Annotated in this window: 23 protein-coding genes; 11 read left to right on the forward strand and 12 right to left on the reverse strand. The window is 62.6% G+C overall.

The features are described 5' to 3' along the window. Positions 1 to 9 precede the first annotated feature (9 nt). The 3 genes from SPHV1_RS22615 to SPHV1_RS22625 form a co-directional block, all read right to left on the reverse strand. Positions 10 to 1194, reverse strand: coding sequence for an SRPBCC family protein (locus SPHV1_RS22615; protein ID WP_054948257.1), 1185 nt, complete (start codon positions 1192 to 1194; stop codon positions 10 to 12). Between the two features lie 13 nt (positions 1195 to 1207). Then, positions 1208 to 2608, reverse strand: a complete 1401-nt coding sequence (locus SPHV1_RS22620; protein WP_054948258.1) for an SRPBCC family protein — start codon at positions 2606 to 2608, stop codon at positions 1208 to 1210. Between the two features lie 228 nt (positions 2609 to 2836). Continuing rightward, on the reverse strand, positions 2837 to 3598 hold the full coding sequence (locus tag SPHV1_RS22625) for an SDR family NAD(P)-dependent oxidoreductase (protein WP_054948259.1): 762 nt from the start codon (positions 3596 to 3598) through the stop codon (positions 2837 to 2839). Positions 3599 to 3760: 162 nt separating this feature from the next. Here SPHV1_RS22625 and SPHV1_RS22630 point away from each other — a divergent pair, with 162 nt between their 5' ends. Beyond that, positions 3761 to 4570: an SDR family NAD(P)-dependent oxidoreductase gene (locus SPHV1_RS22630; RefSeq protein WP_054948278.1), complete on the forward strand. Its 810-nt coding sequence runs from the start codon at positions 3761 to 3763 to the stop codon at positions 4568 to 4570. Continuing rightward, positions 4567 to 6036 carry an FAD-dependent oxidoreductase gene (locus tag SPHV1_RS22635; protein WP_054948260.1) on the forward strand — a complete coding sequence of 490 codons (1470 nt, stop codon included), beginning with the start codon at positions 4567 to 4569 and terminating at the stop codon, positions 6034 to 6036. The genes SPHV1_RS22630 and SPHV1_RS22635 overlap by 4 nt, the downstream gene beginning before the upstream one ends. 165 nt (positions 6037 to 6201) lie before the next feature. Here the strand turns inward: SPHV1_RS22635 and SPHV1_RS22640 are convergent, their stop codons facing one another. Further along, the gene (locus tag SPHV1_RS22640; protein WP_054948279.1) at positions 6202 to 7839 is read right to left on the reverse strand and encodes an AMP-binding protein; all 1638 of its coding nucleotides are present in this window, start codon (positions 7837 to 7839) and stop codon (positions 6202 to 6204) included. A gap of 199 nt (positions 7840 to 8038) precedes the next feature. On the opposite strand from SPHV1_RS22640, the gene SPHV1_RS22645 reads away from it, so the two are divergent. Genes SPHV1_RS22645 through SPHV1_RS22655 form a run of 3 tightly spaced genes read left to right on the forward strand, consistent with a single transcriptional unit; the run spans position 8039 to position 10400 of the window. Then, positions 8039 to 9217, forward strand: a complete 1179-nt coding sequence (locus tag SPHV1_RS22645) for an aromatic ring-hydroxylating dioxygenase subunit alpha (protein WP_082431131.1) — start codon at positions 8039 to 8041, stop codon at positions 9215 to 9217. A gap of 35 nt (positions 9218 to 9252) precedes the next feature. Continuing rightward, positions 9253 to 10044 (forward strand): sugar phosphate isomerase/epimerase, encoded by a 792-nt coding sequence (locus tag SPHV1_RS22650; RefSeq protein WP_054948261.1) that lies wholly within the window; start codon positions 9253 to 9255, stop codon positions 10042 to 10044. Beyond that, positions 10041 to 10400 (forward strand): EthD domain-containing protein, encoded by a 360-nt coding sequence (locus SPHV1_RS22655; protein WP_054948262.1) that lies wholly within the window; start codon positions 10041 to 10043, stop codon positions 10398 to 10400. The genes SPHV1_RS22650 and SPHV1_RS22655 overlap by 4 nt, the downstream gene beginning before the upstream one ends. A 22-nt stretch (positions 10401 to 10422) precedes the next feature. On the opposite strand, the gene SPHV1_RS22660 is transcribed toward SPHV1_RS22655, so the two are convergent. The 4 genes from SPHV1_RS22660 to SPHV1_RS22675 all read right to left on the reverse strand — a co-directional run bounded on the left by SPHV1_RS22660 (position 10423) and on the right by SPHV1_RS22675 (position 13726). Next, positions 10423 to 10863, reverse strand: coding sequence for a nuclear transport factor 2 family protein (locus SPHV1_RS22660; protein WP_054948263.1), 441 nt, complete (start codon positions 10861 to 10863; stop codon positions 10423 to 10425). A 14-nt stretch (positions 10864 to 10877) separates the two neighbouring features. Continuing rightward, positions 10878 to 11564: an SDR family oxidoreductase gene (locus tag SPHV1_RS22665; protein WP_054948264.1), complete on the reverse strand. Its 687-nt coding sequence runs from the start codon at positions 11562 to 11564 to the stop codon at positions 10878 to 10880. Then, entirely contained in the window at positions 11564 to 12910 is a 1347-nt protein-coding gene (locus SPHV1_RS22670; RefSeq protein ID WP_054948265.1) for an SRPBCC family protein, read from the reverse strand. The genes SPHV1_RS22665 and SPHV1_RS22670 overlap by 1 nt, the downstream gene beginning before the upstream one ends. Positions 12911 to 13054: 144 nt before the next feature. Beyond that, positions 13055 to 13726 (reverse strand): TetR/AcrR family transcriptional regulator, encoded by a 672-nt coding sequence (locus SPHV1_RS22675; protein WP_054948266.1) that lies wholly within the window; start codon positions 13724 to 13726, stop codon positions 13055 to 13057. A 196-nt stretch (positions 13727 to 13922) separates the two neighbouring features. On the opposite strand from SPHV1_RS22675, the gene SPHV1_RS22680 reads away from it, so the two are divergent. The 6 genes from SPHV1_RS22680 (at position 13923) to SPHV1_RS22705 (ending at position 20850) form a co-directional block, all read left to right on the forward strand. Continuing rightward, positions 13923 to 16127 (forward strand): TonB-dependent receptor, encoded by a 2205-nt coding sequence (locus SPHV1_RS22680; protein ID WP_054948267.1) that lies wholly within the window; start codon positions 13923 to 13925, stop codon positions 16125 to 16127. Positions 16128 to 16275: 148 nt separating this feature from the next. Further along, entirely contained in the window at positions 16276 to 17598 is a 1323-nt protein-coding gene (locus SPHV1_RS22685; RefSeq protein ID WP_054948281.1) for an SRPBCC family protein, read from the forward strand. A gap of 4 nt (positions 17599 to 17602) precedes the next feature. After that, entirely contained in the window at positions 17603 to 18160 is a 558-nt protein-coding gene (locus SPHV1_RS22690; protein WP_231634824.1) for a VOC family protein, read from the forward strand. A 70-nt stretch (positions 18161 to 18230) separates the two neighbouring features. Then, on the forward strand, positions 18231 to 19577 hold the full coding sequence (locus SPHV1_RS22695; RefSeq protein WP_054948269.1) for an SRPBCC family protein: 1347 nt from the start codon (positions 18231 to 18233) through the stop codon (positions 19575 to 19577). Between the two features lie 86 nt (positions 19578 to 19663). Then, the gene (locus SPHV1_RS22700; protein WP_054948270.1) at positions 19664 to 20083 is read left to right on the forward strand and encodes a nuclear transport factor 2 family protein; all 420 of its coding nucleotides are present in this window, start codon (positions 19664 to 19666) and stop codon (positions 20081 to 20083) included. Beyond that, positions 20080 to 20850, forward strand: coding sequence for a glucose 1-dehydrogenase (locus SPHV1_RS22705; protein WP_054948271.1), 771 nt, complete (start codon positions 20080 to 20082; stop codon positions 20848 to 20850). Before SPHV1_RS22700 ends, SPHV1_RS22705 begins: the two co-directional genes overlap by 4 nt. On the opposite strand, the gene SPHV1_RS22710 is transcribed toward SPHV1_RS22705, so the two are convergent. From SPHV1_RS22710 to SPHV1_RS22725, 4 genes are all read right to left on the reverse strand, one after another. After that, entirely contained in the window at positions 20847 to 21350 is a 504-nt protein-coding gene (locus tag SPHV1_RS22710) for a VOC family protein (RefSeq protein ID WP_054948272.1), read from the reverse strand. The two genes, SPHV1_RS22705 and SPHV1_RS22710, sit on opposite strands and share 4 nt — an antisense overlap. Positions 21351 to 21427: 77 nt before the next feature. Beyond that, positions 21428 to 22207 (reverse strand): SDR family oxidoreductase, encoded by a 780-nt coding sequence (locus SPHV1_RS22715; protein ID WP_054948273.1) that lies wholly within the window; start codon positions 22205 to 22207, stop codon positions 21428 to 21430. Positions 22208 to 22232: 25 nt separating this feature from the next. Beyond that, on the reverse strand, positions 22233 to 23051 hold the full coding sequence (locus SPHV1_RS22720) for an SDR family NAD(P)-dependent oxidoreductase (protein ID WP_054948274.1): 819 nt from the start codon (positions 23049 to 23051) through the stop codon (positions 22233 to 22235). Then, the gene (locus SPHV1_RS22725) at positions 23048 to 23830 is read right to left on the reverse strand and encodes an SDR family NAD(P)-dependent oxidoreductase (RefSeq protein ID WP_054948275.1); all 783 of its coding nucleotides are present in this window, start codon (positions 23828 to 23830) and stop codon (positions 23048 to 23050) included. The genes SPHV1_RS22720 and SPHV1_RS22725 overlap by 4 nt, the downstream gene beginning before the upstream one ends. Between the last annotated feature and the right edge of the window lie 310 nt (positions 23831 to 24140).

Below are 24140 nucleotides of genomic sequence, written 5' to 3' on the forward strand. Positions count from 1 at the left end.
CAGCCTACCTCACGCCTTCATGACCGGTGCGGGGGTCTGACCGGTCTCGTCGAGGTAGTAGTCGACCCACTTGTGGAAGAACTGGTTACCCGGTTCGTTGCGGCCGAAGACCTGATGGGTCATCGCGCCGCTCTCCAGTCCGTTCTGGACCTTGAGGCCGAGGAAATAGTCCTCCTCTTCCACTACGTCGAAGAAGAAGTCGCACATCTCGTCCAGCGCCTTCATGCCTTCCTCGGTTTCGGGCCGGGTCGGGAACACGTAGTTCATCACCGTGACGTTTGCGTTCGCCTTTGCTCCGGGAAAGAGCTGGGCGAACTGGCACATCTCGGGTGCCAGGAAGAGCGCGAAATTGGGGAAGAGCATGCGAATGAAATCGTAGCCCCTGTTCTCCTGCGCGCCCCATTGATCGCGCGGCAGCTCGTGCAGGCCGGTGATCGCGTTCTGCGGGAAGCCGATCAGGATATGCGGCCCATGACCTTCGTAGATCGCCCGGTTCGAGGGCGAGCGGGTGGCAACGGTATTCGTGTGCGCAGCCTGAAAGTGGTATCCCTCAAGGTAGCCGTCGTAGGCGACCTTCCAGTTGGCGCCGCGCATGATCTTGGACTTGTGATAGTACCAGGTCTCCAGCTTGAGGGCGGCGAAGTGTTCGTACATGTCGCCCAGCCATGCGCGCGCATCGATCTCCAGATCCGGCGTCAGGATCACGAAGATCATGCCGGCCACCTCGTCGCAGGGCAGTTGCGTCATGTTGAGGGTGGAGTGGTCGACCTCGCCGAAGGTCGAGGCTTCGGCAATTCCGATGAGCTTGCCGTCGTTGGCATAAGTCCAGCCGTGATAGGGGCAGGAAAAGGCCCGGCAGTTGCCCTTGCCTTCCGGCGCGAGGTTGGCCGCGCGGTGCTTGCATACGTTGAGGAAAGCGCGGGCCTTGCCGTCCCGGGCGCGGGTGATCACGACCGGCAGGCCCATGACGTCCATGGCCTTGTAGTCGTTGACTTGCGGCAGCTCGATCGAAAGCGCCAGCATCAGCGGCAGGCGCTTGAAGATCTGCTCCTTCTCGCGCTCCCAGCGATCCTCGTCGAGGTAGTTGGCTACGGGCACGTGGAAGACATCGCTTGCCTGGTCGGTCGTGCGGGTTTCGACGAAGTGCAGCATGCGCTCTGCGGCATCGCCGTACTTGGCCATGAGGTCGGTCATCGTGGGGGCTCCCTCAGTCGTTGAGATAGGAGTCGAGCGTCTGGTGGAAGTGGCGGATGCGCACTTCCTGGTAGTCGCCCAGTTCGACGCGCTGGTTCTTCGAGGCTTTGAGGCCCTCGTGAGTCAGCTCCATGTTGGTCATGTCCTGATCGACGACCGCGCCCAGAACGCCCAGTTCAGGCGCATCCGACCAGTCTTCGTCCTCACCCAGCATGTGCATCGGCACCCCGGCCGGGCGCGGCTGGCCCTGGGGCACGCGGGCGATCACGCGCACTTCCATCAGGCAGCGGTCCTGATCGGGCCAGGGCCGCCAGCGGTAGACGATGTTCGGCATGAACCCGCCCCAGGGCGCGAAGTTGGGGAAGACGTTGTAGACCAGGGCGTCGAGCAGCTCGCTTTCGGAAACCTGCGAGTAGTCGCCGCCGAACATCTTCTCGGAAGTCTGGCGCATCGCGTCGCCCAGCGCCTGACGGGCGGTCCTGCCTTCGGGCAGGTCGATCGCGTGGCCGTCCTTGTTCTCCTCGTAGTTGTCGGCCGAGCGTCCGTTGAACTTGCGAAACTCGTCGACGATCCACTGTTCGGAAAGCTTCATGTCGGACACATGCGGGCTCACCACGCCGAAGGGCGTGTAGTTCACGTTCACGTGAGGCGAGAGCACATGGTAGGCGGCGTTGGCGTCGCCTGTGAAAGGCATGAGCTGGGGGTGCGTGACGTAGGCGTGATAGCTTTCCATGAAGGCTTCCATGGTGATCTTCCAGTTCGCCTTCACGACCTTGCCCACCCAGGCGACCGTCACGCATTCCTCGTGGCGCCAGCGCTTGAAGAACTCGGGCAGCGGCTCGAGGAACTCCTCGAGGCTGGGCCCTTCATCGCTTTCGCGCACGAAGATGTAGCCGCCCCACTGGCCAATGTGGGCCTTGGGCAGTTGCATCTTCTCGTCGGTCAGATGGCCGAAGTCCCAGCGGCAGGGAATGTTGCGCAGACTGCCGTCGGTGTTCCATGAAAAGCCGTGGAACGGGCAGACGAACTGTTCGACGCTGCCGCTGTGGGTCTTGAGCTTGCGGCCCCGGTGGAGGCAGACGTTGTGGAACGCTTTGACGCTGCCGTCTTCCTGACGCACGATCAGGTAGGAACGACCGGCGTTCTCGTAGGTCACATAGTCGCCCGGCTCGGGCAGGTCTTCCTCGCGCGCGGCGAATTGCCACACGCGCGGCCACATCCTTTCCGTCTCCGCACGGAAGAATTCCGGGTCGTAGTAGCGCGATGCGTCGATGGCTTCGGAGCCGAGGTATCGGTATTGGTCCTGCGCGACGAAGGCGGGCGGGGCCACATCGTCTGCGGCCAGGATGTCCTCCCAGCCGGGGCCTGGGCAACGCGCCTTGTTGAAGCCTTCGCGAGAATCGAAATCTGCCATTGGTGCCTCTCCGCATGTCTTGGAGAGACAAATCCCATAATCGGGCACTGCCGCGCTTGATTCAGGTCAAGAACGGGCGCTGGACAGGCCTGTTCTTTTTGCTAGGGAGTCGCTCAAAACGGGCGATTTCATCGATTTACCGGCAAGACTGCCGGATTTTTCAGGACCAAAAAAAACGGGCTCCGAAAGGGAGCCCGCCGTAAGTATCCGGTTAGGGAGGATTATCGATCAGAACTGGACGCGCTTGGTGAAGCCGCCGTCGATCACGATGTTGGCGCCGGTCATCGCCTTGCAGGCAGGCGATGCGGTGAAGACGATTGCATTGGCGAGCTCTTCCCCGGTCGTCATGCGGCCAGCGGGAATGGCGCCGACGATCTGGTTGTAGAAGTCGGGCATGGCGTCCTTGATGTGCGCCCAGGGGCCGTCTTCGGTCCAGACCGGGCCGGGTGTGATGCAGTTCGCCCGGATGCCTTCTGCCGCGAAGGACTGGGACATGGCGGCGCAGTAGTTCATCACAGCGGCCTTGATCGAGTTATAGGGCTGCACGCCCATGAATTCCTCGACCGCGCCGGTCGAGCTGATGCACACGATCGAGCCGTCTTCGGACTTGGCGAGGAACGGACGTGCAGCAGCGATGCCGCGGCGCATCGGCAGGATGTCGGCATTCAGGATGGTCTGCCAGCCTTCGTCGGTGTCCTGCCCGGGGTTGGCCGAGGTGAAGCTGATGAAGATGTCGCAGCCGCCCAGGGTGTCGGCTGCCTTCTCGACAAAAGCAGGCACGGCGGCCGGATCGGTCACGTCAAGCGCTTCGCCGTACGCATTGACGCCATGCGACTGGATCTCGCCGATCACGTTGTCGACCTTGCCCTGCGAACGACCGCAGATGGCGACGTCGCATCCTTCGGCAGCCAGTGTTCTGGCGACGACGCGGCCGATGCCGCCATTGGCGCCCAGCAGGATGGCCTTCTTGCCCTTCAGTCCGAGATCCATGTGATCAGCTCCTCTGCCAATGCCGGACATGCGTGCCCGGCTTCTTCGCGAATGCTTCCTTTCGCCGCTGGGGATCATGGGGGCCACTACACTTTTGATCAGGAATGCAGGTCCGGCGCGCGTGCTAGCTCTCTGCCGGACAAGACGATCAAGGAGAGAGCCATGGCACGACTGCAAGGCAAGAGAGCGGTCATCCTGGGCGCCAGCAGCCCCGACAACATGGGCCAGCACATTGCCCGCCGCTTCATGAAGGAAGGTGCGAGCGTGCTCGTTTCCGGGCGCAAGGAAGACGTGCTCAAGCAGTTTGCCGAAGAGACCGGCTGCGAATGGGTGCCTTGCGACCTGACCGACGAGGCCAGCGTCAATGCCCTGGCCGATGCAGCGCAGGCGAAGCTTGGCGGTATCGACATTGCCGTCAACGCGACCGGCTGGGGCCTGCTCAAGCCGCTCCTCGACACGACGCACGAGGACCTGGTGGCGATGACTGACCTTCAGTACATCGGTCCTTTCCATTTCTGTCAGGCGATGCTGCGCAAGATGATGCGCAGCAATGGCGGCCGGGGCGGCTCGATCATCCAGATCAGCTCGGCGACTGCCACGATCATGCTTAACGACCATGCCGCCTACATGGGAACCAAGGCGGGCACGGACCATGTGATCCGCTGCGTGGCCCACGAATTCGGCAGCGAGGGCGTGCGCGCCAATTCGATCTCGCCGGGACTTACCGACACGCCGATGACCGCACATGCCAAGGAAGTCCCCGGCGTGTTCGACGCCTTCCTGGCCGGATATCCGCTTGGTCGGATCGGCACTTCGGACGATATTGCCGCCGCGGCCGTTTGGCTCGCCAGTGACGAGTGCTTCATGACCGGCGAAAATCTGCAGGTGAACGGCGGCCTGACCTTGCGGCGCAATCCGATGAACAGCGAGATCGAGGCTGCGGTGGTGGCCGCGGCTCAGGCGGCCAAGTGAGCGAAGTGCAGATTCCCGCGACGATCGCTCCCGATGCGGTCGACGCCTGGGAGCACGAGGTCGACGTCGTCATCGTCGGGCAGGGCGTTGCGGGAACTTGCGCGGCTCTGGAAGCGCATCGCGCCGGGGCCGAAGTGCTGATCGTCGAACGCGCCTCGGGTGGCGGGGGCGCCAGTGCGATGTCCTCGGGCATCTTCTATCTCGGCGGTGGGACGGCGGTGCAGGATGCCGCCGGCTACGAGGACAGCGCCGAGGACATGGCGCGTTTCCTCATGGCAAGCTGCGATCCGCTCGATCCCAATGCGACACTGGCGTTCTGCCGCGACAGCAAGGACCATTTCGACTGGCTGGAAGAGCAGGGCGTTCCCTTCGAGCGAACCTATTTCCCGGGCAAGGCAGTCTATCTGCTCGACACCACCTGCCTGATGTGGACCGGCAATGAAAAGGCGTGGCCCTACCGAGAGGTCGCCAAGCCCGCACCTCGCGGTCACAAGGTGGCAGGACAGGGCGAGAATGCCGGCTCCGAAGGCATGAAGCCGCTGCTTCGGCGCTGCATCGACGAGGCCATCCCGGCGATCTACGACAGCGCCGTGATTGCGCTGGTGCAGGACGCGGACAGGCGCGTCATGGGCGTGCAGGTCAAGCAGTCGACCGGCACGTTCTTCGTCAAGGCGCGGCGAGGAGTGGTCATCGCCTGCGGCAGCCACAACCTGTGCAAGGAACTGCTGGACGAGCACCTGCCGCTCCTGACCGAGACGTCCGAGCCGCTGGCTATCCCCAGCAATGACGGTGCGGGCGTCAGGCTGGGCATGTCGGCAGGCGGCTATGCGGTTTCGATGGACGGACTGATCCCGACCGGCTCGATCTACCCGCCGGGCCAGCTGATCAAGGGCATCATCGTCAACCGCAACGGCGAGCGCTTCGTGGCCGAGGACGTTTATCACGGCCGGCTCGGCAATTTCGTGATGGAACAGCCGGGGCAGACCGCGTACCTGATCCTCGACAGCGAGGTCTTCGCCTACCCGGAAAACCCCTTTGCCAAGCACCAGCTCGTCGACGGCTGGGAAACGGTCGGAGAGATGGAGGCGGGGCTGAACCTGCCGACCGGATCGCTGGTCAGGACCATGGCCGAATACAGCGAGGACGCGGCGAAAGGGGAAGACCGTCGCTTCCACAAGCATCCCGACTGGCTCAAGCCGCTGACCGCCGGGCCCTATGCCGCGTTCGACATCAGTTTCGACAAGTCGACCTACCTGTTCATCACGCTCGGCGGGATCAAGACCGACGAGCAGGGCAGGGCGCTGGACCTGCGCTCCAATGCCATCCCCGGCCTCTACGTGGTAGGCGCGAGTGCAGCGCACATTCCGCGCACCGGGAAGGCTTATGCGAGCGGTCTGAGCCTTGGTCCGGGCAGCTATTTCGGCCGCCGCGCCGGACGCCACGCGGCGGGGGCGAACTGGGGCTGATACTGAGACTCTAGCGGTTGCCCCGGACTCGATCCGGGGCCAGCCTTTTCGTGTGGTTGTGGGCAACACGCGCGGTTCCAGCCTGCGCCGGGACGACGGAAGGGTTGCGTTCAACGCCAAGGTCCCTGGCGGAGCGATCCAGACGCTCGGGCGCGTCGGCCCGGCTCAACTTTCCGAAGGGGCCGCGATGCGTTCCTTCACGTCGGCACGCAGGATGTCCTTGCGCACTTTGCCCGAGGCGGTGCGGGGGAAGTCCTCGCGGAATTCGAAGCGTTCGGGAATTTTCTGCTTGGCAAGCCCGCTGGCGAGCACATGCGCCACAAGATCGTCGGACGTCGGAACGCTGCCCTCGGCGATGATGTAGGCGCACACGCCTTCGCCGAGCCGGTCGTGCGGCATCGCCACCACGGCGGCCTCGCGGACAAGGGCATGGCCGTGCAGCACGTCCTCGATCTCCTTGGCGGAGATGTTCTCGCCGCCGCGGATGATCAGGTCCTTCTTGCGCCCGGTAATGGTGATCGCGCCTTCATCGGAACGCACGCCGAGGTCGCCGGTGCGGAAATAGCCGTCGGTAGTGATCGCCTCGCGGGTCTGGGTTTCGTCGGCATAGCCCAGCATCATGGCGGGGCCGCGGGCAAGGATTTCGCCTTCGCTGCCGTCCGGAAGGTCCTTGTCCTCATGATCGACGATCCGCACTTCGTAATCGACGATGGCGCCATCGGTGGTTGCCGCAAGGCTTTCGACGTTGGGCCAGCCGAAGGTGACGAGCGGCACTTCGGAAGCGCCGAAGACGCGGAAGGCGCGGCAATTGGCGAAGGCGGCATTGGCGGCCGGGATCAGGTCGTTCGGTACCGCAGCGCCGCCGCACGCGAAGAAGCGGAAGCTGGGCAGGCGGTTGCCGCTGGCCCGTGCCGCGGCAGCCAATTCGACGAGGAAGGGTGTTGCCGCGACCGTTCCGACCAATTGGTGGCGGTCGATCAGCGCAAGCGCTTCCTGCGCGTTCCAGGCTTCCATCAGCACGGTTCGCGTGCCGCAGATGAACGGCGCCTCGAGGCCGTTGGCGTAGCCCGAGACATGGGTGACGGGCGAAGGCATAAGCGTCGCTTCGCCTCCGACGAGGCCCCAGTATGCAGCACTTTCCCGCAAGATTCGGGCTATGGATACGTGGCTGTGCAGCACGCCCTTGGGACGGCCGGTGGTGCCCGAGGTATAGAGCACCATCTTGACGCCGAGCGGATCGACTTGCGGCCGGGCAAAGCGCAAGGCGCGGCCTTCCTCGACCAGGGAGGCGTAGTCGTCCGCGCCTTCTCCGCGCACGGTGAAGATGTGCTGCAGTTCGGGCAGGCTGCCCTTGATGCGGCGCGCCATTGCGGCAAAGTCGTACTTGCGGAACGAGGAAGCGACGAAGAACGCGCGCGCCCCGCAATCCCCCAGCATGATCGACACTTCGTGATCGCGGTAGATCGGTACGATCGGATTGATGACGAGGCCGGACATCGCGGCGGCGAGGTTGATGACCATCGCTTCGCGCCAGTTCGGCACCTGGAAGGCGATCACGTCTCCGGGCCTCAGGCCCCGCGCGTGCATGGCGGCCGAGAGCGCCTCGGCTTCGGCAACCGCTTCTGCCCGCGTCATCGAGACGTCGCCGTCGAGCAGTGCGACGAAGTCGGGATCTGCTTCGGTCAGCGCCGTCGCCTGCTGCGCGATGGTACGTTCGTCCCAGACCCCCGTGCCGGCGTAAGCGGCAAGGTGGGGTGGGGGGATCTCTAGCCATGCCCAGGGAGGGCTCTTCCTCTCAACCATGAAACCTGACTGCCCTTGCTGCGCCTTGCGGCCAACTGTCCAAAAGGCAAGGGAACGAAGCAAGAGAAGATTGCGGCAGCGGCGATCCGGGCCGGACAAGCGATCGGGCCATTATTTCCCATGGCCTAGCAACTCTAGCAGCTTGTTCGGGATCGGCGTCTCGCACAGGATCGCGTTGAATCAAATTGGGAGAACAGCTTTGGACCGCGTCCAGCGCCTTGGCGACGTCGCCGAAATCATGCTCGATTACGTCGAGAACAAGAAGACCTTCATGACCGACAAGACGCTGAAGGTCCCGTCGAGCAGCTACACTGACAAGGACCAGTTCGACGCTGAAATCGAGTTGATCTTCAAGCGCGTACCGCTGATGCTGGCGTTCACGGCCGAACTGCCCAATCCCGGCGATTACAAGGCGATGGACGCGATGGGCGTTCCGGTCCTGATCAATCGCGACAAGCAGGGGCAGGTGCACGCCTTCCTCAATGTCTGTTCGCACCGCGGGGCGCCGGTCGCCGACCAGGGCAAGGGCAACTGTTCGCGCTTCACCTGCAAGTACCACGCCTGGACCTACGGTGCCGACGGCCGCCTGATCGGGATTTCCGAGGCGAGCACCTTTGGCGATGTCGACAAGTCGCAGATGGGCCTGCGCGTCCTGCCCTGCGAAGAACGCGCCGGTATGATCTTCGTGTGCCTGACGCCCAATGCGCCGATGGACCTCGACAATTACTTCCGCGGTTACCTCGAGGATTTCGAAGCGCTCGACTTCGCCAACTGGACGTACCTGGGCAACCGCACGATCGAGGGCGCAAACTGGAAGATCGCTTTCGACGGGTATCTTGAAGGCTATCACTTTCAGTCGCTGCACCCGGAAACGATCTTTCCGCGCACGCCGTCGAACACGATGCATTACGAAGGCTTCGGCCCGAACATGCGCATCGGCTTCCCGCAGCATTCGATCGCCGATCAGCTCAAGGACGTCCCGCGCGACAAGTGGGGCGAGTGCGAGAACAACGGCTACGACTTCGTGCGCATCTTCTTCCCCAACGTCTCGATCTTCGTCGCGCCGGAAATCACCCAGGTTGCCCAGCTGTTCCCCGGGCCGACGCCGGATCGCAACCGCACCGTCCTCAACTATCTGCGCCGCGAGCCGGTGAAGGACGAGGCCGACCGCGAAAAGGTCGAGGCGGCGATGAACTTCTTCCGCGACGTCACGTACGAGGAAGACTACGTGATCGGTCTGGAGATCCAGAAGGGGCTCGAAAGCGGGGCGCATGACGACATCACGTTCGGTCGCAACGAACGCGGCAACCAGTTCTTCCATGAATGGCTGAACTGGTATCTCGAAGACGACGAGACGCTTCCCGAACCGCAGATGTAAACAGTGGGGCGCAAGGCCACCGGGGAGAGGATTTCATGCACCGTATTTCACTTGCCTCGGGGGTGCTTCCCGAGTTCGGCCCGGTCGACGTCGTGGAGGCGGCCAGCGCAGCCGGCTTCGACGAAGTCGGCATCTGGGTCGAGCCGGGCGAATGGACCGAGCAGACCACGCGGGATACCCGCGCTGCGCTGGCTGCAACGGGCCTGCCCGTGCTCGATGTCGAGGTCGTCTGGATCAAGCCGGACACGTCGCTCGACGTTCACAAGCGCGTACTCGATGTGGGCATGGAACTGGGCGCGAAGAACGTCCTTTGCGTTTCCTCTCATCCCGATGCCGCGGCGACGGTGGAGCATCTAGCGGCGTTGTGCCGCCATGCCGAGGGCACGGGAATGCGCGTGGCGCTGGAATTCGGGATCTTCACCGAAGTGAAGAACCTGGCCCAGGCGCTGGGAATTCTCGACCGGGTGGCCCATCCGTTGCGTGCCGTGCTGATCGATCCGATCCATGTCGATCGTTCGGGAACCACCGTGGCCGAGATCGCTGCGATCGACCGGGCGTTACTTCCCTATGCCCAGTTGTGCGATGCGCGGGCAGTACGGCCCGATCCCAACGATTTCGATGCCGTGATCATCGATGCCATCGATCTGCGCGAGCAATGCGGGGAGGGCGTGTTGCCACTGGCGGCCATGCTGGAAGCACTGCCGCCGCAGATCCCCCTGTCGATCGAGTTGCGCTCTGCGGCTCTGCGCGAGGCGTTTTCCCACCCGGCATTGCGGGCAAAAGCGGTGGCCGACGCGACGCGCAGTTTTCTGGAGAGGCTGGCATGACCGTGACCGTCATCACCCTGCTCAAGCGCCGCGAGGGCATGAGCCGCGAGGATTTTCGCGCCTATTACGAGACCAGCCATCGCCATATCGGCGAGAAGGTGCTGGCTGGATACGCGACCCGCTATGTCCGCCGCTTCCTTGCGCCCACGGACGGGGTGGACCAGACCTGCGATGCCGATGTGGTGATGGAGATCGATTTTCCCGACGAGGCCACGCGCGATGCCTGTTTTGCCGCGATGAGCGATCCGGAAACGATCGCGATGATCGTCGAGGACGAGGAAAGGCTCTTCGACCGCTCCCGCATCCGGACCTTCAGCGTGACGGAAGCGGCCTCGGACCTGCCTCCCGTCGGCTGAAAGCCCGGATCGGTGATGCCGATCAGTCTTCGGCGGTGTGCATCGTCGTATATTCGCGGCGGGTGAACAGCCATTTGCCATCGATCTTCGCGAGTTCGTCGACATACCGGCCCCGCACGCGAAGCGTCTTCTTCGTTGCCGGATCCTCGAAGATTTCCGAAGTATAGGAGATCGATTTCGCACGATCGCCCTCGACGTCGATCTCGCCGGGATGGGCGACGTAGATCATCGGCTTGGTGCAGTTGTCGAGGCCGTAGTGCTTCATGGACTCGACCCAGCCCGCAACGATCGCCTCCTTGCCGGTGAAGCCGCCAAGGTCGGGATACTCGGGCAGGGCCCAGTAAGCGTCGTCGGCCCAGGTCGCAGCCCAGGTCTCGGCGTCCTTGGTCATGACGCCGTGGGCATAAGTCTCGATAGTCTCACGAATGAGGACGCGGTCTTCGAAATTGCCGGTAAAGGCCATTGCTTCGGTTCCCCTTACCAGGCGTGTTGTTCGCCGTTCCACTTGTAGAAGTCGCCCGACTTGTCGAGCGTCCAGCCTTCGGCGAGGGCGATAATCTGGCTCGCGCTTTCTTCAGGACTGATTTCGGCATTGGGGCCACCCATATCGGTCTGGACGTAGCCGGGGTGAAGCAGGCCGATGACGATGCCACGGTCCTTGAGGTCGATGGCTGCCGAGCGCATCATCCGGTTGAGGCCGGCCTTTGCTGCGACATAAGGATAATATCCGCCATATGGCCAAGTCGACGCGGCGAGCTGGCTCGAGAAGTTGATGACTTTCGAACCTTCGCTCATGCGCGGCAGGAAGGCGAGCATCACCCGCATCGGTCCCTTGAGCATGATTTCGATAGTGTCGTCGAAGTCCTTCCAGTCCATGGCTTCGAGCTGCGGGGAGGGTTCGCCAAGGACACCGGCAACATTGTAGAGAATGTCGATCGGGGTATCCCCGGTGGAGGCAGCGCCGGCCGCGACCGAAGCGTCGTTGCCGACGTCCATTTCATGCACGGTGACCTGTCCGCCGGAGCTTTCGGCCAGAGCGTTCAGCTCGCTTGCCCCTGCCGGGTTGCGCACCAGCGCGAAGACGCGGTCGCCTTTCGCGTAATGCTGTTTGACGAGTTCGAGGGCGATGCCTCGACCCGCTCCGGTCATTGCCACATTTGCCATCAGGGTTTCCTTCCTTCGAGCCAGTCATTGAGCACTTCATGAAAGAAGCGCACGCGCGTTTCCTGGGCCGGCAGGTACGCGTCGGTATAGCCGCGCGAATGCATGCCGGCCTGCATGCCTTCGGCAAGTTCCATGTCCTGAAAGACGATCTGTCCGGTTAATTCGGGGATGCCCTTGCCGTTGTCGAAATCGCGGTGTTCGCACTCGGCGACTTCGCGCAGCGGCTTGGGGCCGGCCATGACCGATTCCACCATTTCCTGTCCTTCGACCGGGAAGGCCATGCACCACAGGTCGAAGTAGCACTTTTCCGGGTCTTCGGGGTGCGGTTCGCTGCGAAAGAAGACGAGGTTGTCGGGCAGGAAACTGATCGTCACATTAGGGAAGATCACCGTGTGAGGACTGTCGGTGATCTCCTCGTCGTCCATGTGCTCATAGTGCACATAGCCGCGCTCTTTCCATTCGCGCTGCTTGGCCGCCTTGAGATCGAGCCATCCCTGCATCGCCATTTCCTCATAAGAGGCGTAGCCTTCGGGATCGATGCCCCAGGCCTGCAGGATCATCTTGTAAGGGTGCGGCTGGTCTGCCGGCAGTCGGTCGGACAGGGACGGGCGCATCGGCTGCACCGTGCGGCCATGGCCGTTGGGCCACATCTCATGCCTGGCGGTGTCGACGTCCTGATCGATCCATGGCGGCACCTGCGGATGCGCGGTACGGGTGTGATAGCTCTCGGAAAAATTGTCGGTGACGAACTTCCAGTTCGCGTTGAGCGCGATGCGATACCAGGCAACGCGCACGGCGGTGTCCATCGGATAGTTCTTGTACACCTCGGGCATCGGCGCGAGGTATTCGTGGAGCGAGGGGCCTTCCTTGGCCATCGTGTACCACACGAAGCCGCCCCAGATCTCGCAGCGCAGTTCCTTGAGGCCGAGCTTCCCGCAAGGATTGCCCTGCGGAAAATCGATATCGCTGTCCTGGGCGTGGATCAGCTTGCCGTCGATGCCATAGCGCCAGCCGTGATAGGGGCAGGAAATCGCATCGACCGAGGACATGCCCTTGACCATGCGCATCCCGCGATGCGCGCAGGAATTGTAAAATGCGCGAACCGAGCCGTCTTCCTGCCGGACGGCGATCACCGATTCCTTCATGAAGTCATGGACGACGAAATCGCCGGCCTCGGGAATGTCCGCGGTACGTCCGGCGATGTGCCAGATGCGCGTCCACATCATGTCCCATTCGCGCTGCATGAATTCGTGCGAATAGTAGCGATCGCCGGTGATGGGATCGCCGCGCAGGTTGGATGGATCGCGCCCGTCGAGCGGGGCTTCGAAGTCGGCCGGCTTGTTCATGGGACCTCTCTCCCAATTCGATTCGTTATGCTTCGAAGTCTGGAAGAGGACTGAGCCTTGCGACACCTGTCATATGTGAGAGAAAGCGGGTCGAGGTGCCGGTTTTTTCAAGCGAGGCAGAAAATGGGCGCTTCGATCGATCTCCTAGCGCCTGTCGTAAAGCTCCTGAATGGTGTGCGAAGCAAAGCGGCGCAGCACTTCCATGCGCCCGGTGCCGTCGTAGATCGGTTTGTGCAGGACCATGCCCATGTGCATCGCGCTGATGAAATCGTGCGACAGTTTCAGCATGTCCCAGTGATCCTTCCATTGCGGGAAGGCCTCGATCATCTCGCCGGTCCAGACTTCGTCGAGGCGGCGCGAGGCGGGATTGAAGATGGCCGCAAGTTCTGCGTCGGTGCGCGCGGCGACCGTGAGTTCCAGATAGGCCGCGTACTCCCGGCTTTGTGCCGAGCGCCAGTGCGCTTCGCAGGCCAGTTCGATGATCGCTTCGCCCTGGCGGTGGGCGAGGATGTCGAAATAGTCCGACAGGTAGGCGCGCATCCGCTCGAAGACGACGTGTTCGACGACTGCGCTCACCAGTTCCATGCGCGTCTGGAAATGGTGGTGCATGGCCCCGCGTGAAACGCCGCTGCGGGTAGCGACGGCGGCGGTGGTGAGGCCGGTATAGCCGTGCTCGAGGAGGCAATCGACGGCGGTCGAAACGAGGCGTTCCCGCATCTTGGCGCTCTTGCGCTGCTGCCATTTCGTCGGCGGCTCGGACACGTGATCCGGTCGCAGGGCACTCAACATACGGTCCTGCAATGCTTCGATCGTCATTCTCACCCCCGAATTTTGCGCCGGATTTTGCCCAGGCAGGGCCTGCTAGCAGCACCTAATCAAAGTCGCAGGTTAGCAGACGTCGCAAGGTATAGCATAAAAACCGGCAGGGGAGCCGGTTTATTTTCGGTCACCCCGAATTTCCGAACTCACGCATCACAAATGTGGGCGGAAGAACGAGAGGGGAGTGAGAGGCATGAAGAAGGCATTATCATATCTGTTGCTGGGAACCTGCTGCGCCGCCATCGTGCAGGCGCCGGCCCATGCACAACAGAGCGAAGATTCCACCGGCGGTCTGAAAGAAATCGTCGTTACCGCGCAAAAGCAGGCGCAAAGCCAGCAGGACGTTCCGATTTCGGTGACTGCGGTCACGGGCGAGACCCTTGCCGCAGCGCAAGTCAACAACGTCTCCGACCTGGCCAATTCGATTCCGAACGTGCAGATCAACACGTTCTCCAACTCTCCGGATTCGGCTGTCTTTACCATTCGCGGTGTCGGTGTGAACGATGCCGATCCTTATGTCGGCACGACGGTTTCGGTGGTGGTCGATGGGGTCGTCGTCGGCGTCAACACCGCAGCGCTGCTTTCGCTGTTCGACATCGACCGGGTCGAAGTGCTGCGCGGACCGCAGGGCACGCTGTTCGGCGCCAATACGACAGGCGGCGTCATCAACGTCGTGACCAAGCAGCCGACGGGCGAACTGGGCGGCGAATTCGAAGCCGTGTACGGCAACTACAACCATCTTGAGCTCAATGCCGCGCTGAACTTCCCGATCACCGATAATCTTTCGGGCAAGATCAGCGTCCTGCACAATTCGATGGACGGCTACTTCCGCAACTACGCGGACAATCGCCGCATCGGCGAGCGCAACATCACCTCGCTGCGCGGCTACCTCAAGTATGCCGAGGGCAATTACGATGCGACCCTGATCGGCGAATACGTGCGCAGCCGCAATGGCTCGCAGACGGGCATCCTGCTCGCCGGCCCGGGTGAACTGTTCTATGTTCCCGGCGAGACCGAAAAGGCTTTCGATTTCAAGCGCGGCCTCAGCTACGATCAGCCTGACGCGAACGACCGTAACACCTATACGGTCACGCTGACGCAGAACCTGTCGACCGGCATCGGCGACTGGACGTCGATCACCAGCTATCGCGATTACGACAACGATCTCTACTCGGATGACGATGCGACCACGTTGGTGCTGCTGCAGACGCATCGCCGGATCAAGCATCACCAGTTCAGCCAGGAGCTGCGCGACCTGGTCAATATCACCGACACCACGCGCCTCATCGTGGGCGGCTATTACTTCCGCCAGCACTACACGCTGGACCAGCAGGGCAAGCTCGACGGCTTCCTGCCGGGCCTTGGCCAGCCGCAGACGCAGGAGCAGACCAACTGGTCGATCTCCGGCTTTGCGCAGCTTTACCAGGACATTACGCCCGACCTTCGTCTGCAGGCCGGCATTCGCTATAGCCACGAAAAGACCGATGCGGTCTCCACGACGGCCAATACGATCAATCCGGACGGCGTCGCGACTTTCGACGATCCGCTGATCCCGGGCTCGCTGATCGTCGCGAGCGGCAAGAAGGCATGGAACAACGTCGGCTGGAAGGTCGGGCTCGACTACAAGGTCACGCCCGACGTCATGCTCTACAGCTACTATGCGCGCGGCTTCAAGTCGGGCGGCTTTACCGGACGCATCGTCGTGGCCGAGGACATCGGTCCGTTCGATCCGGAAAAGCTCGACACGATCGAGGCCGGTTTCAAGGCCGACCTGCTTGACCGTCACCTGCGCGTGAACCTTGCCGCGTTCTACAACTTCTACAAGAACATGCAGGTGGTGCAGAACATCACCTACCCTTCGGGTGCGAACTCGGCCTCGATCGCCAACGCGGGCAAGGCCGAGACCAAGGGCTTCGAACTGGAAGTCACCGCGGCCCCGGTCAACGGCCTGACCCTGACCGGCGCACTGGCCTACCTCGATGCCAAGTACAAGGAATACGACACCCAGATACTGGACCCGGCGACGGGTGGTCTCGTTCCCGCTTCCTATGCGGGAAACAGCCTGATGAACTCGCCCAAATGGAACGCGTCGTTCGGGGCCAACTGGCAGATGGCGCTTGGAAATGGTACACTGACTGCGAACGGCCAGTACACCTATTCCAGCTCCAAGTTCACCAGCTACACGAACCTGCCTGTGGAACGTGTCGGACCGGTCGAGTTGGTCAATGCCAGCCTGAACTGGGGGCCGGACGATGCCGGCTGGAAGATCGGCCTCTACGGTCGTAACCTGTTCGACGAGAAATATTTCAACCAGAAGCTGAGCCTGGCCGGCATCGGTACGCTGGCCTCGCTCGGAACGCCGCGCGAATATGGCGCGACCTTCCGCTACAGCTTCTGAAAATGGGAGAGGCAAGGTTGCTCGATAAGACGCAATCATCGGGCTTCGACCCCGTCGCGCAAATCCGCGACCTTGCCGCTTGCCGCAAACCCGATTTCGGCCCGCAATGCCGCTGGCCAGCCCCCGGGAATCGAGAAGGACCCAGATCATGAACGTTCAGGCCAATATCTCACGCTATTCCAAGGAATTCGATCAGCCGGTTCGGGGCGATACGATCACCGCCGACCGCTACATCTCCAAGGAGTGGATGGACAAGGAGATGAAGCACCTCTGGCCCAAGGTCTGGCACCTGGGCGGTGTCCTTGCCGAACTGGAAGAGCCGGGCGACATCATCCGCCACAACTTCGCCAAGGAATCGGTGATCATGGTGAAGCAGGAGGACGGCTCGATCCGTGCTTTCTACAATTCCTGCCCGCACCGCGGCAACCGCCTCGTCCTTGGCGATGCCGCCAGCGTTCCGCGCATCGTATGCGGCTACCACAACTGGACCTTCGATCTCGACGGGACCCTGGCCAAAGTGCAGGATCCGGACGACTTCGAGGGCGGCAGCCCCTGCGGCAAGGTGCACCTGTCCGAGCTTCGCTGCGAGACCTGGGGACCGTTCGTGTTCTGGTGCATGGACGATGACGTCCCGCCGCTGCTGGAATGGCTCTCGCCGTTCCCCGAGCGCCTGAAGGGTTACGGCCTCGACAACTGGGTGCGCGTGCTCAACCTGTCGGCAGACTGCGAGTTCAACTGGAAGATCATCCGCGACAACTTCAACGAATCCTACCACCTGCCGACGATCCACCCGGAACTGTCGACCTTCATCAACGACGGCCTTCCCGACACACTGTTCGAAATGTACCCGTCGGGCCACAACTCGATGTGGATGAAGGGCCATCAGGCGACCACGCGGCAGGACTTCCACACCACCGAGGTTCCCGCCCCGCTCGATGAGATCGCGGCCGCCTGGGGCATCGACCCGGCCGAGTACAACGGTCACACCGGCGACCTGCGTCAGGCGATCATCGAGGCCAAGCGCAAGCTCGGGCCGGGCCGTGGCTACAAGAACTACGACGATATGACCGACCAGCAACTGGTGGACTATTTCCACTGCACGCTGTTCCCGAACCTCACGATCACGATGAGCCCCGAGCAGTGCCAGATCCTGCGCACCGAACCGCATCCCACCGATCCGGAAAAGTGCGTGTTCCAGCACTGGTGCCTCTATCCGCCGGTCGAAGGCATGAAGGAAGTCGATACACCGATCGGCAGGTTGCCGTTTCGGCATGACGCCGAGGCCCGCCACTCGGTCTATGGCGATGGCGTGAGCCTTGGCTATGTCGCCGACCAGGATCTGTCGATCGGCACCAGCCAGCAGCAGGGCCTCAATTCGCGCGGCTTCAAAGGCTGCATTCTGCCGGGTCAGGAAAAGCGCGTGCAGCGGTTCCACGAACTGCTGAACGACATGGTCCAGAACAAGGACTGATCCGATGAAACTGCCCGCTCCCGGTGTCCCGGGGCGCCATGTGATGCAGGTGGCGCTGATGGTCGACGATATCGAGACCGCCTGCACGCGCTGGACCCAGACTACCGGGATCGGGCCGTTCCTCGTCGTCCCGCACATCGAGGTCTCCGAATACGCCTATCGCGGCAAGAAAGCCGCGGGCCTCGATTTCTCGGTCGCCATCGCCCAATCGGGCGGTGTGCAGATCGAGCTGGTGCAGCAGCATTGCGACAGCCCCTCCGCCTATCGCGACACCATCGCGAAAGGCGAGGGGGGCTTTCACCATCTCGCCATCTATACCGACGATTACGACGCGGTTTACGCCAGCTACATCGACCAGGGCTTCGTGACTGCGGTCGACGGCGAGTTCGGCGGCTTCCGTTTCAGCTACATCGATACCAGCAAGTCGATTGGCTGCATGATCGAGCTGATCGAAGAGAACCCGATCCAGACCGATTTCTTCGAGCGCGTTGCCGCAGCCGCAGATGGCTGGGACGGCGTGACCGATCCTATCCGCCCCGGATTTCCTGCCGAGGCGCAATAACCAGAACAAAACGCAAGAAAACCCGACCCGGTGCGTAGCGGAGAAGACCGGGACAGAAGGAAAGTCTGCCATGACAAGATACCTCGAAGTCCCAGAAAAGGCCGCTACTTATCCCACGCACCCTTCCGCCCAGTTTCCCAGGGCGCGCGGGGATGCGATTACCGGCGACCGCTATTACTCCCGGGAATTCGCAGACCGCGAATGGGAGCACATGTGGAAGCGGGTTTGGCACGTGGGCGGGCGCGAAAGCCAGCTCGAGGAGCCGGGCGATTTCATCACGCACAACTTCCGCCATGAATCGGTGATCATGATCCGGCAGGAAGACGGCTCGATCCGCGCCTTCTTCAACGTCTGCCAGCATCGCGGCAACCGACTGGTCAATGTCGAGGAAGGCGGCGTCGCCAAGCACCTGACCTGTCCGTACCACAACTGGAAATGGAACATTAACGGCGCGCTCGACGAAGTGCAGGACCCTGAGGACTTTCCCCAGGGCAACCCTTGCGAGAAGCTGCGGATGAAGGAAGTGCCCTGCGAAACCTGGGGCGGCTTCGTCTTCTACAGCTTCGATCCCAATGCGCTGCCGCTGCAGGAATACCTCGATCCGGTGCCGCAACTGCTTGCCAACCGCGATCTGGCGAACTGGAAGCGCGTCGTCTGGCTGACCCTGCGCGTGAACACAAACTGGAAGTTCGCCTCGGACAACTTCAACGAGTCCTATCACATCCCGGCCGTGCACCCTCAGTTCCAGCCGATGATCGACGACCACTATTCGACGACGATCTTCGAGATGTACCCCCAGGGGCACAACCGCATGATCGAGAAACTGCAGCCCTCCAGCCGCTACGAGACGTCGGTCAACGTCATGCCGCTGTGGGCCGACGTGCTGAAGGAGTGGGATCTCGACCCGGCCGAATTCGAAGGCAAGGCGCAGGAAGCGCGCAAGGCCCTGCAGGAAGCGCGGCGCCGGCTCGGGCCTGCGCGGGGGCATCATCACTTCGCGAAGATGAGCGACGATGAACTGACCGACCAGTTCCATCACACCTGCTTCCCCAACCTCACGCTGACCGGGACGCCCGAGGGCCTGCACATGTTCCGCACCGAACCCGATCCGGAAGACCCCAACTGGTCGACATTCGACTACTGGTACATGGTCCCCGAGATCGAGGGCGCCGATGAAGTCGCCACGCTCTATGGCATGCGTCCCTACGAGGAAGCCGAGCACGAGACCGCGCTGTTCGGTGAGAAGAAGGCCGCGATCGCGCAGGGCGATTTCCTGTCGCAGGACCTGTCGCTGGCCGTGACCCAGCAGAAGGGCCTGCAATCGATGGGCTTCGACCGGGCCTACCTGGCCGAACAGGAAACCCGCATCAGTCGCTTCCACGAGGTCATCAACGATTACCTCGAAGGGCGCCGCTGATCGCCTGAAATTCCCCTTGGGGTCGGCCGCCGAACGGGTTTCCGGCCCCTATTTTCAAGATACCAAACCTGAGAGGATTGCTGCAGATGACCGCTTGCCCGATCGAGGACCGCCTTGCCATTCAGGACCTGCTGGTCTCCTACGCTCACGCGGTGGACAGCCTGCACGACATCGACGGCATTCTCGATGTCTTCGTGGAGGATGCGGTGTTCGACCTTTCGGGCATCAACTTCCCCAGCCTCAACGGGCATGGAGAGATCCGCGGGTTCTTCGAGGACACTTTCGAGGCGATGTCCGCCCATGCCCATTACCTGACCAACTTCGCGATCACCGCCTATGACGGCGATACCGCGTCGATCCGTGCCTATGTGATCGGCATGGGCAAATACAAGGCGGGCGGCGGGATCACCGTGAACGGCCGCTACTACTTCGACGTCAAGCGCACCGATGCGGGCTGGAAGGCCACGCGCTACACGATGGACTTCCTCATTCCGATCGAGGCATGATCGTGTCCGGGACGGCCAGGATTGCCGGAAAGGTCGCACTGGTCACCGGGGCGGCCTCCGGTCTCGGCGAGGCGATTGTCCGTCGTTTCGTTCAGGAAGGCGCGCATGTCGTGCTGGCCGACATCGACGAGGCAGGCGGTCAGGCGCTGGCCGATGATCTGGGCAGGGCGGCGGCGTTCGTCAGCCTCGACGTCACGAGCGAGCCACAGTGGATCGCCGCCTTCGAACGCGTCGAGGCGCTTCATGGCCGGATCGACGTGCTGGTCAATTGCGCGGGGATCACCACCATCGGTTCGGTCGAGGACCTCGCGCTCGATGCCTTCCGGCACGAGCTGGACGTGGATCTTGCCGGCGTATTCCTGGGCTGCAAGCACGTCATCGCGCTGATGAAGCGCACCGGCGGGTCGGTCATCAACATCGCCTCGATGGCGAGCATTCGTGCCGCGCACTACCTGGCCGCCTACAACGCGGCGAAGGCGGGCGTTACGCACATGACCAAGTCGATCGCACTGCACTATGCCCGCGAGAAGTACGGCATGCGCTGCAATTCGGTGCACCCCGGCGTAATCCATACGCCGATCCTCGACAAGGTGCTGGCGCAGTCGGACAATCCCGACGCCCTCTATGCCGAATGGGTAGCCGGCCATCCGATCGGCCGCATCGGCAAGCCCGAGGAAGTGGCAGCCCTGTGCCTTTATCTCGCCAGCGACGAGAGCGCCTTTGCCACTGGCGCGGAATTCGTCATCGACGGGGGCTCGTCGCTTTAGATCGGCAGGATTTCCGGCGTCTCGTGGATTTCCAGGATCTCGAACACGTTGCCGAAGAAGTCGCGGCAGTAGGTTCCCGAATAACCGTGTTTGGTCCCGTCGGCATCGACGGTGATCGATGACATGTCGGGCGGCGCATGGACCGGCAGGCCCGCCGCGACGATGCGTTCGTGCACGGCTTCCAGATCCTCTACCTGTATCGCAAAGTGCGTGTAGCCATATTCGTTGACCCCGCGGCCGGGGGCGAGCGGGGCTTGCCTTGGGGCACTGTATTCGAAGACTTCGATCTGGACGTTGCCGAGGCGGCAGAAGAATTGCCGTGCGGCGCTGCCTTCGAGGCCCACGATCCTGTCGATGAAGGGATTGTCGGCCCAACTCAGCGGCTCGACTTCTTCCACTGCGCCGAGAATATCGAAATAGAACTCGCGAGCCTTGTCGAGGTCGGGAACCGACACGCCGATATGGTGGACGCCGATTACGCCGGGCAGCTTGCGGGACATTGCGCGGGATCCTTCACTTGGCATTGCAGGGCGGGAGCCGATGGTGCAGGCGGCTCCCGTTGCATCGCGATCCGGGGTCAGACCTGGCTGAAGCCTCCGTCCATCACGAGTTCGTCGCAGGTCATGAAGCTGGAGGCCTCGCTGGCGAGGAACACCACGCCGCCAGCCATTTCATCGGGCCGGCCCATCCTGCCGATCGGATGATTGGCGAGAATGCCCTGCATCGCGACTTCGCGCGAGGGTACGGCGCCCATTTCGACGTAGCGGTCCATGATCGAACCGAGCATCGGCGTGTCGATGCCGCCGGGGTGCACCGAGTTCACCCGGATGTTGTAGCCCAGCGCGCCGAACTCGGCGCCAAGGCACTTGGTCAGCATCTTGATCGCGGCCTTGCTGGTGCAATAGGCGGCGTTGAACGGCGCGCCGCGCAGGCCGCCCACGCTCGAGAAATTGATGACCGACGCGCCGGCCTTGCGGGCCTTGCCGCCAGCCTTGAGCAGGTCGAGCATGATCTGCGTGCCGATGATCGCGGAATCCACGTTGATCGCGTTGACCTTGTGGAATTCGGACAGCGGCGTGTCCTCGAACTTCGTCACGATGGAGAAGCCCGCATTGTTCACCAGCGCGTCGAGACGGCCATAGTTCTCGCGCACCAGTGCTTCCACCGCGCGCCAGTCGGCCTCGCTGGTGACGTCGTGCCTGAGGTAATGGTCCGCGCCCTCGATCTCTGCACTGTCGCGCAAGTCGGTGGCGATCACGGTTGCGCCGGCGGCCTTCATGGCCTTGACGATTTCACGGCCGATGCCGCCGGCCGCGCCGGTGACGACGGCGACGACGCCGGGAAGGGCGATGGTCATGGTCTTATCTCTCCCCTTGTTGAGGTTACTGGGCGGTCCAGCCGCCGTCGACGACGAGTTCGGCGCCGGTCATGTAGGAACTGTCCTCGCTGGCGAGGAAATATACCGCGCTGGCCAGTTCCGAAGGATCCGCCAGGCGGCCGATCGGCGTCTTGCCGGCGACCATGTCGACGAGGTCCTGCGCCTTTTCGGCAACGCCGCTGTCAACCCAGCGCTGAAAGCCTTGCGCAAGCAGGGGGGTGACCACGAAACCCGGGTGGAGCGAGTTGGCGCGGATCGGCATCTTCTTTTCCGCGAATTCGACGGCGATGCCCTTGGTGAACATGCGCACGGCGCCCTTGGTGGCATTGTAGGCGGAAACCTCGCTCATGCCGACAAGGCCCATGATCGAGCTGACGTTGATGATCGATGCGCCGCCTTTGAAGTCCTTGCCGCTTTCGGCCATCATCGGGACGAAGGCGCGGGTGCCCATGAAGACACCGTCGACGTTGATCGACATGATGCGCCGCCAGTCCCCGTCGGTCAGGCTTTCGACCGGACCGGTCAGGTCGGTGCCGGCATTGTTGACCAGGATGTGCAGCTTCCCGTGGCGCTCGGCGACAGTGGCGCGCGCGCGTTCCCAATCCTCGCTTTTGGTGACATTGGCCTGGACGTAGCTGGCCGCCTGTCCGAGCCGTTCGACGGTCGAGGTGGCAAGTTCGCTGTCGGGCGCATCGAGGTCGGTAATGACGACTTCCGCGCCTTCGGCCAGGAAGCGTTCGACGCAGGCGAGGCCGATGCCGCGCAGGCCGCCGGAAACGAGGGCGACGCGGCCTTGCAGGCGTTGTGAACCCAGATCGCTCATACGCCGTTCATCCCTGCAGTGCTGGCACCGTCCATGGTGAATTCGCTGCCCGAGGAGAAGCGGGCCTCGTCGGACGCCAGCCAGGCGACGAGCCCGGCGATTTCCTCGACCGTGGCCATGCGACCCATCGGAGAGAGGCCCTCATAAGCGGCACGCGTGGCTTCCGGGTCGCCCGACTTGTCGATCAGGTTCTTGATCATCGCGGTTTCGACCACGCCCGGCAGGACGGCGTTGACGCGGATCTTGTATTTCTGGTTGCCGGCGTGAACGGCCGAGGACTTTACCAGCGCGAGAACTGCTGACTTGGAAACCGAATAGGCCACGAAATTGCCCATCGCCCGGTGCGCGTTCATCGAGGAATTGACGATGATCGAGCCGGTCGGGCCATCGGGATTCCTGGCCATGGCGCGCATGGCGTGCTGCACCGTGAGCATGGCTCCGGTCAGGTTCACGCCCATGATGTTGTTCCAGGCCTCGATGGTGATGTCCTCGACGCTTCCGTCGCCCGCCTCGATCCCGGCATTGGCGAATGCGATGTCCAGTCGGCCATGCTCCTCGAGGATGCGGTCGATCAGAGGTCCCCAGGCCGCAGCGTCGGTCACGTTGTGCTTCTCGAACCGCGCGCCGGTGGCAGCGCAGAGTTTCTGCGCGGCGGCCTCGTTCGAACCGGTGAAAATGACCTTTGCACCTTCGGCGGCAAGCCGCTCGACCGTGCCGGCGCCGATGCCCGAAGTGCCTCCGGTGACCAGCGCGACCTTGCCTTCAAGCCGTTTGCTCACGGCAGTCTCCCAAAAAATTTCATTCCAAAGGCAACATGACCGATCCCGGCCGTGGAACAACCTATGATTTCGGCAAGGTGACTATGCCTTCACGCTGGTCCAGACATGGGCCAAACAGGGAATTCCATTCTTGGGAGAATGCAGAGAGATGGCTGACCGGGACCCCGAAGTGAAACTGGGCGAAGACCGCAGCGAAGGTATCACCTGGGCCGAACTGATGGCCACGGATTCGCGAACGCCGCCGAAGATCCTGACCGAGGAGAGCTATACCTATCGCGGCTCCGACCCGATCCCCGCCGAGCGCTACACC

It is taken from the genome of Novosphingobium sp. KN65.2, assembly GCF_001368935.1.
Taxonomy (GTDB): Bacteria; Pseudomonadota; Alphaproteobacteria; order Sphingomonadales; family Sphingomonadaceae; genus Novosphingobium; species Novosphingobium mathurense.

Excerpts from the sequence above, each read along its gene's own strand:
- SPHV1_RS22690 (WP_231634824.1), top strand. The coding sequence starts at position 17,603 with ATGAAACTGCCCGCTCCCGGTGTCCCGGGGCGCCATGTGATGCAGGTG.
- SPHV1_RS22660 (WP_054948263.1), bottom strand. The coding sequence starts at position 10,863 with ATGGCCTTTACCGGCAATTTCGAAGACCGCGTCCTCATTCGTGAGACT.
- SPHV1_RS22700 (WP_054948270.1), top strand. The coding sequence starts at position 19,664 with ATGACCGCTTGCCCGATCGAGGACCGCCTTGCCATTCAGGACCTGCTG.
- SPHV1_RS22620 (WP_054948258.1), bottom strand. The coding sequence starts at position 2,608 with ATGGCAGATTTCGATTCTCGCGAAGGCTTCAACAAGGCGCGTTGCCCA.
- SPHV1_RS22625 (WP_054948259.1), bottom strand. The coding sequence starts at position 3,598 with ATGGATCTCGGACTGAAGGGCAAGAAGGCCATCCTGCTGGGCGCCAAT.
- SPHV1_RS22670 (WP_054948265.1), bottom strand. The coding sequence starts at position 12,910 with ATGAACAAGCCGGCCGACTTCGAAGCCCCGCTCGACGGGCGCGATCCA.
- SPHV1_RS22655 (WP_054948262.1), top strand. The coding sequence starts at position 10,041 with ATGACCGTGACCGTCATCACCCTGCTCAAGCGCCGCGAGGGCATGAGC.
- SPHV1_RS22675 (WP_054948266.1), bottom strand. The coding sequence starts at position 13,726 with ATGACGATCGAAGCATTGCAGGACCGTATGTTGAGTGCCCTGCGACCG.
- SPHV1_RS22615 (WP_054948257.1), bottom strand. The coding sequence starts at position 1,194 with ATGACCGACCTCATGGCCAAGTACGGCGATGCCGCAGAGCGCATGCTG.
- SPHV1_RS22680 (WP_054948267.1), top strand. The coding sequence starts at position 13,923 with ATGAAGAAGGCATTATCATATCTGTTGCTGGGAACCTGCTGCGCCGCC.
- SPHV1_RS22665 (WP_054948264.1), bottom strand. The coding sequence starts at position 11,564 with ATGGCAAATGTGGCAATGACCGGAGCGGGTCGAGGCATCGCCCTCGAA.
- SPHV1_RS22630 (WP_054948278.1), top strand. The coding sequence starts at position 3,761 with ATGGCACGACTGCAAGGCAAGAGAGCGGTCATCCTGGGCGCCAGCAGC.
- SPHV1_RS22650 (WP_054948261.1), top strand. The coding sequence starts at position 9,253 with ATGCACCGTATTTCACTTGCCTCGGGGGTGCTTCCCGAGTTCGGCCCG.
- SPHV1_RS22705 (WP_054948271.1), top strand. The coding sequence starts at position 20,080 with ATGATCGTGTCCGGGACGGCCAGGATTGCCGGAAAGGTCGCACTGGTC.
- SPHV1_RS22640 (WP_054948279.1), bottom strand. The coding sequence starts at position 7,839 with ATGGTTGAGAGGAAGAGCCCTCCCTGGGCATGGCTAGAGATCCCCCCA.
- SPHV1_RS22695 (WP_054948269.1), top strand. The coding sequence starts at position 18,231 with ATGACAAGATACCTCGAAGTCCCAGAAAAGGCCGCTACTTATCCCACG.
- SPHV1_RS22715 (WP_054948273.1), bottom strand. The coding sequence starts at position 22,207 with ATGACCATCGCCCTTCCCGGCGTCGTCGCCGTCGTCACCGGCGCGGCC.
- SPHV1_RS22685 (WP_054948281.1), top strand. The coding sequence starts at position 16,276 with ATGAACGTTCAGGCCAATATCTCACGCTATTCCAAGGAATTCGATCAG.
- SPHV1_RS22720 (WP_054948274.1), bottom strand. The coding sequence starts at position 23,051 with ATGAGCGATCTGGGTTCACAACGCCTGCAAGGCCGCGTCGCCCTCGTT.
- SPHV1_RS22710 (WP_054948272.1), bottom strand. The coding sequence starts at position 21,350 with ATGTCCCGCAAGCTGCCCGGCGTAATCGGCGTCCACCATATCGGCGTG.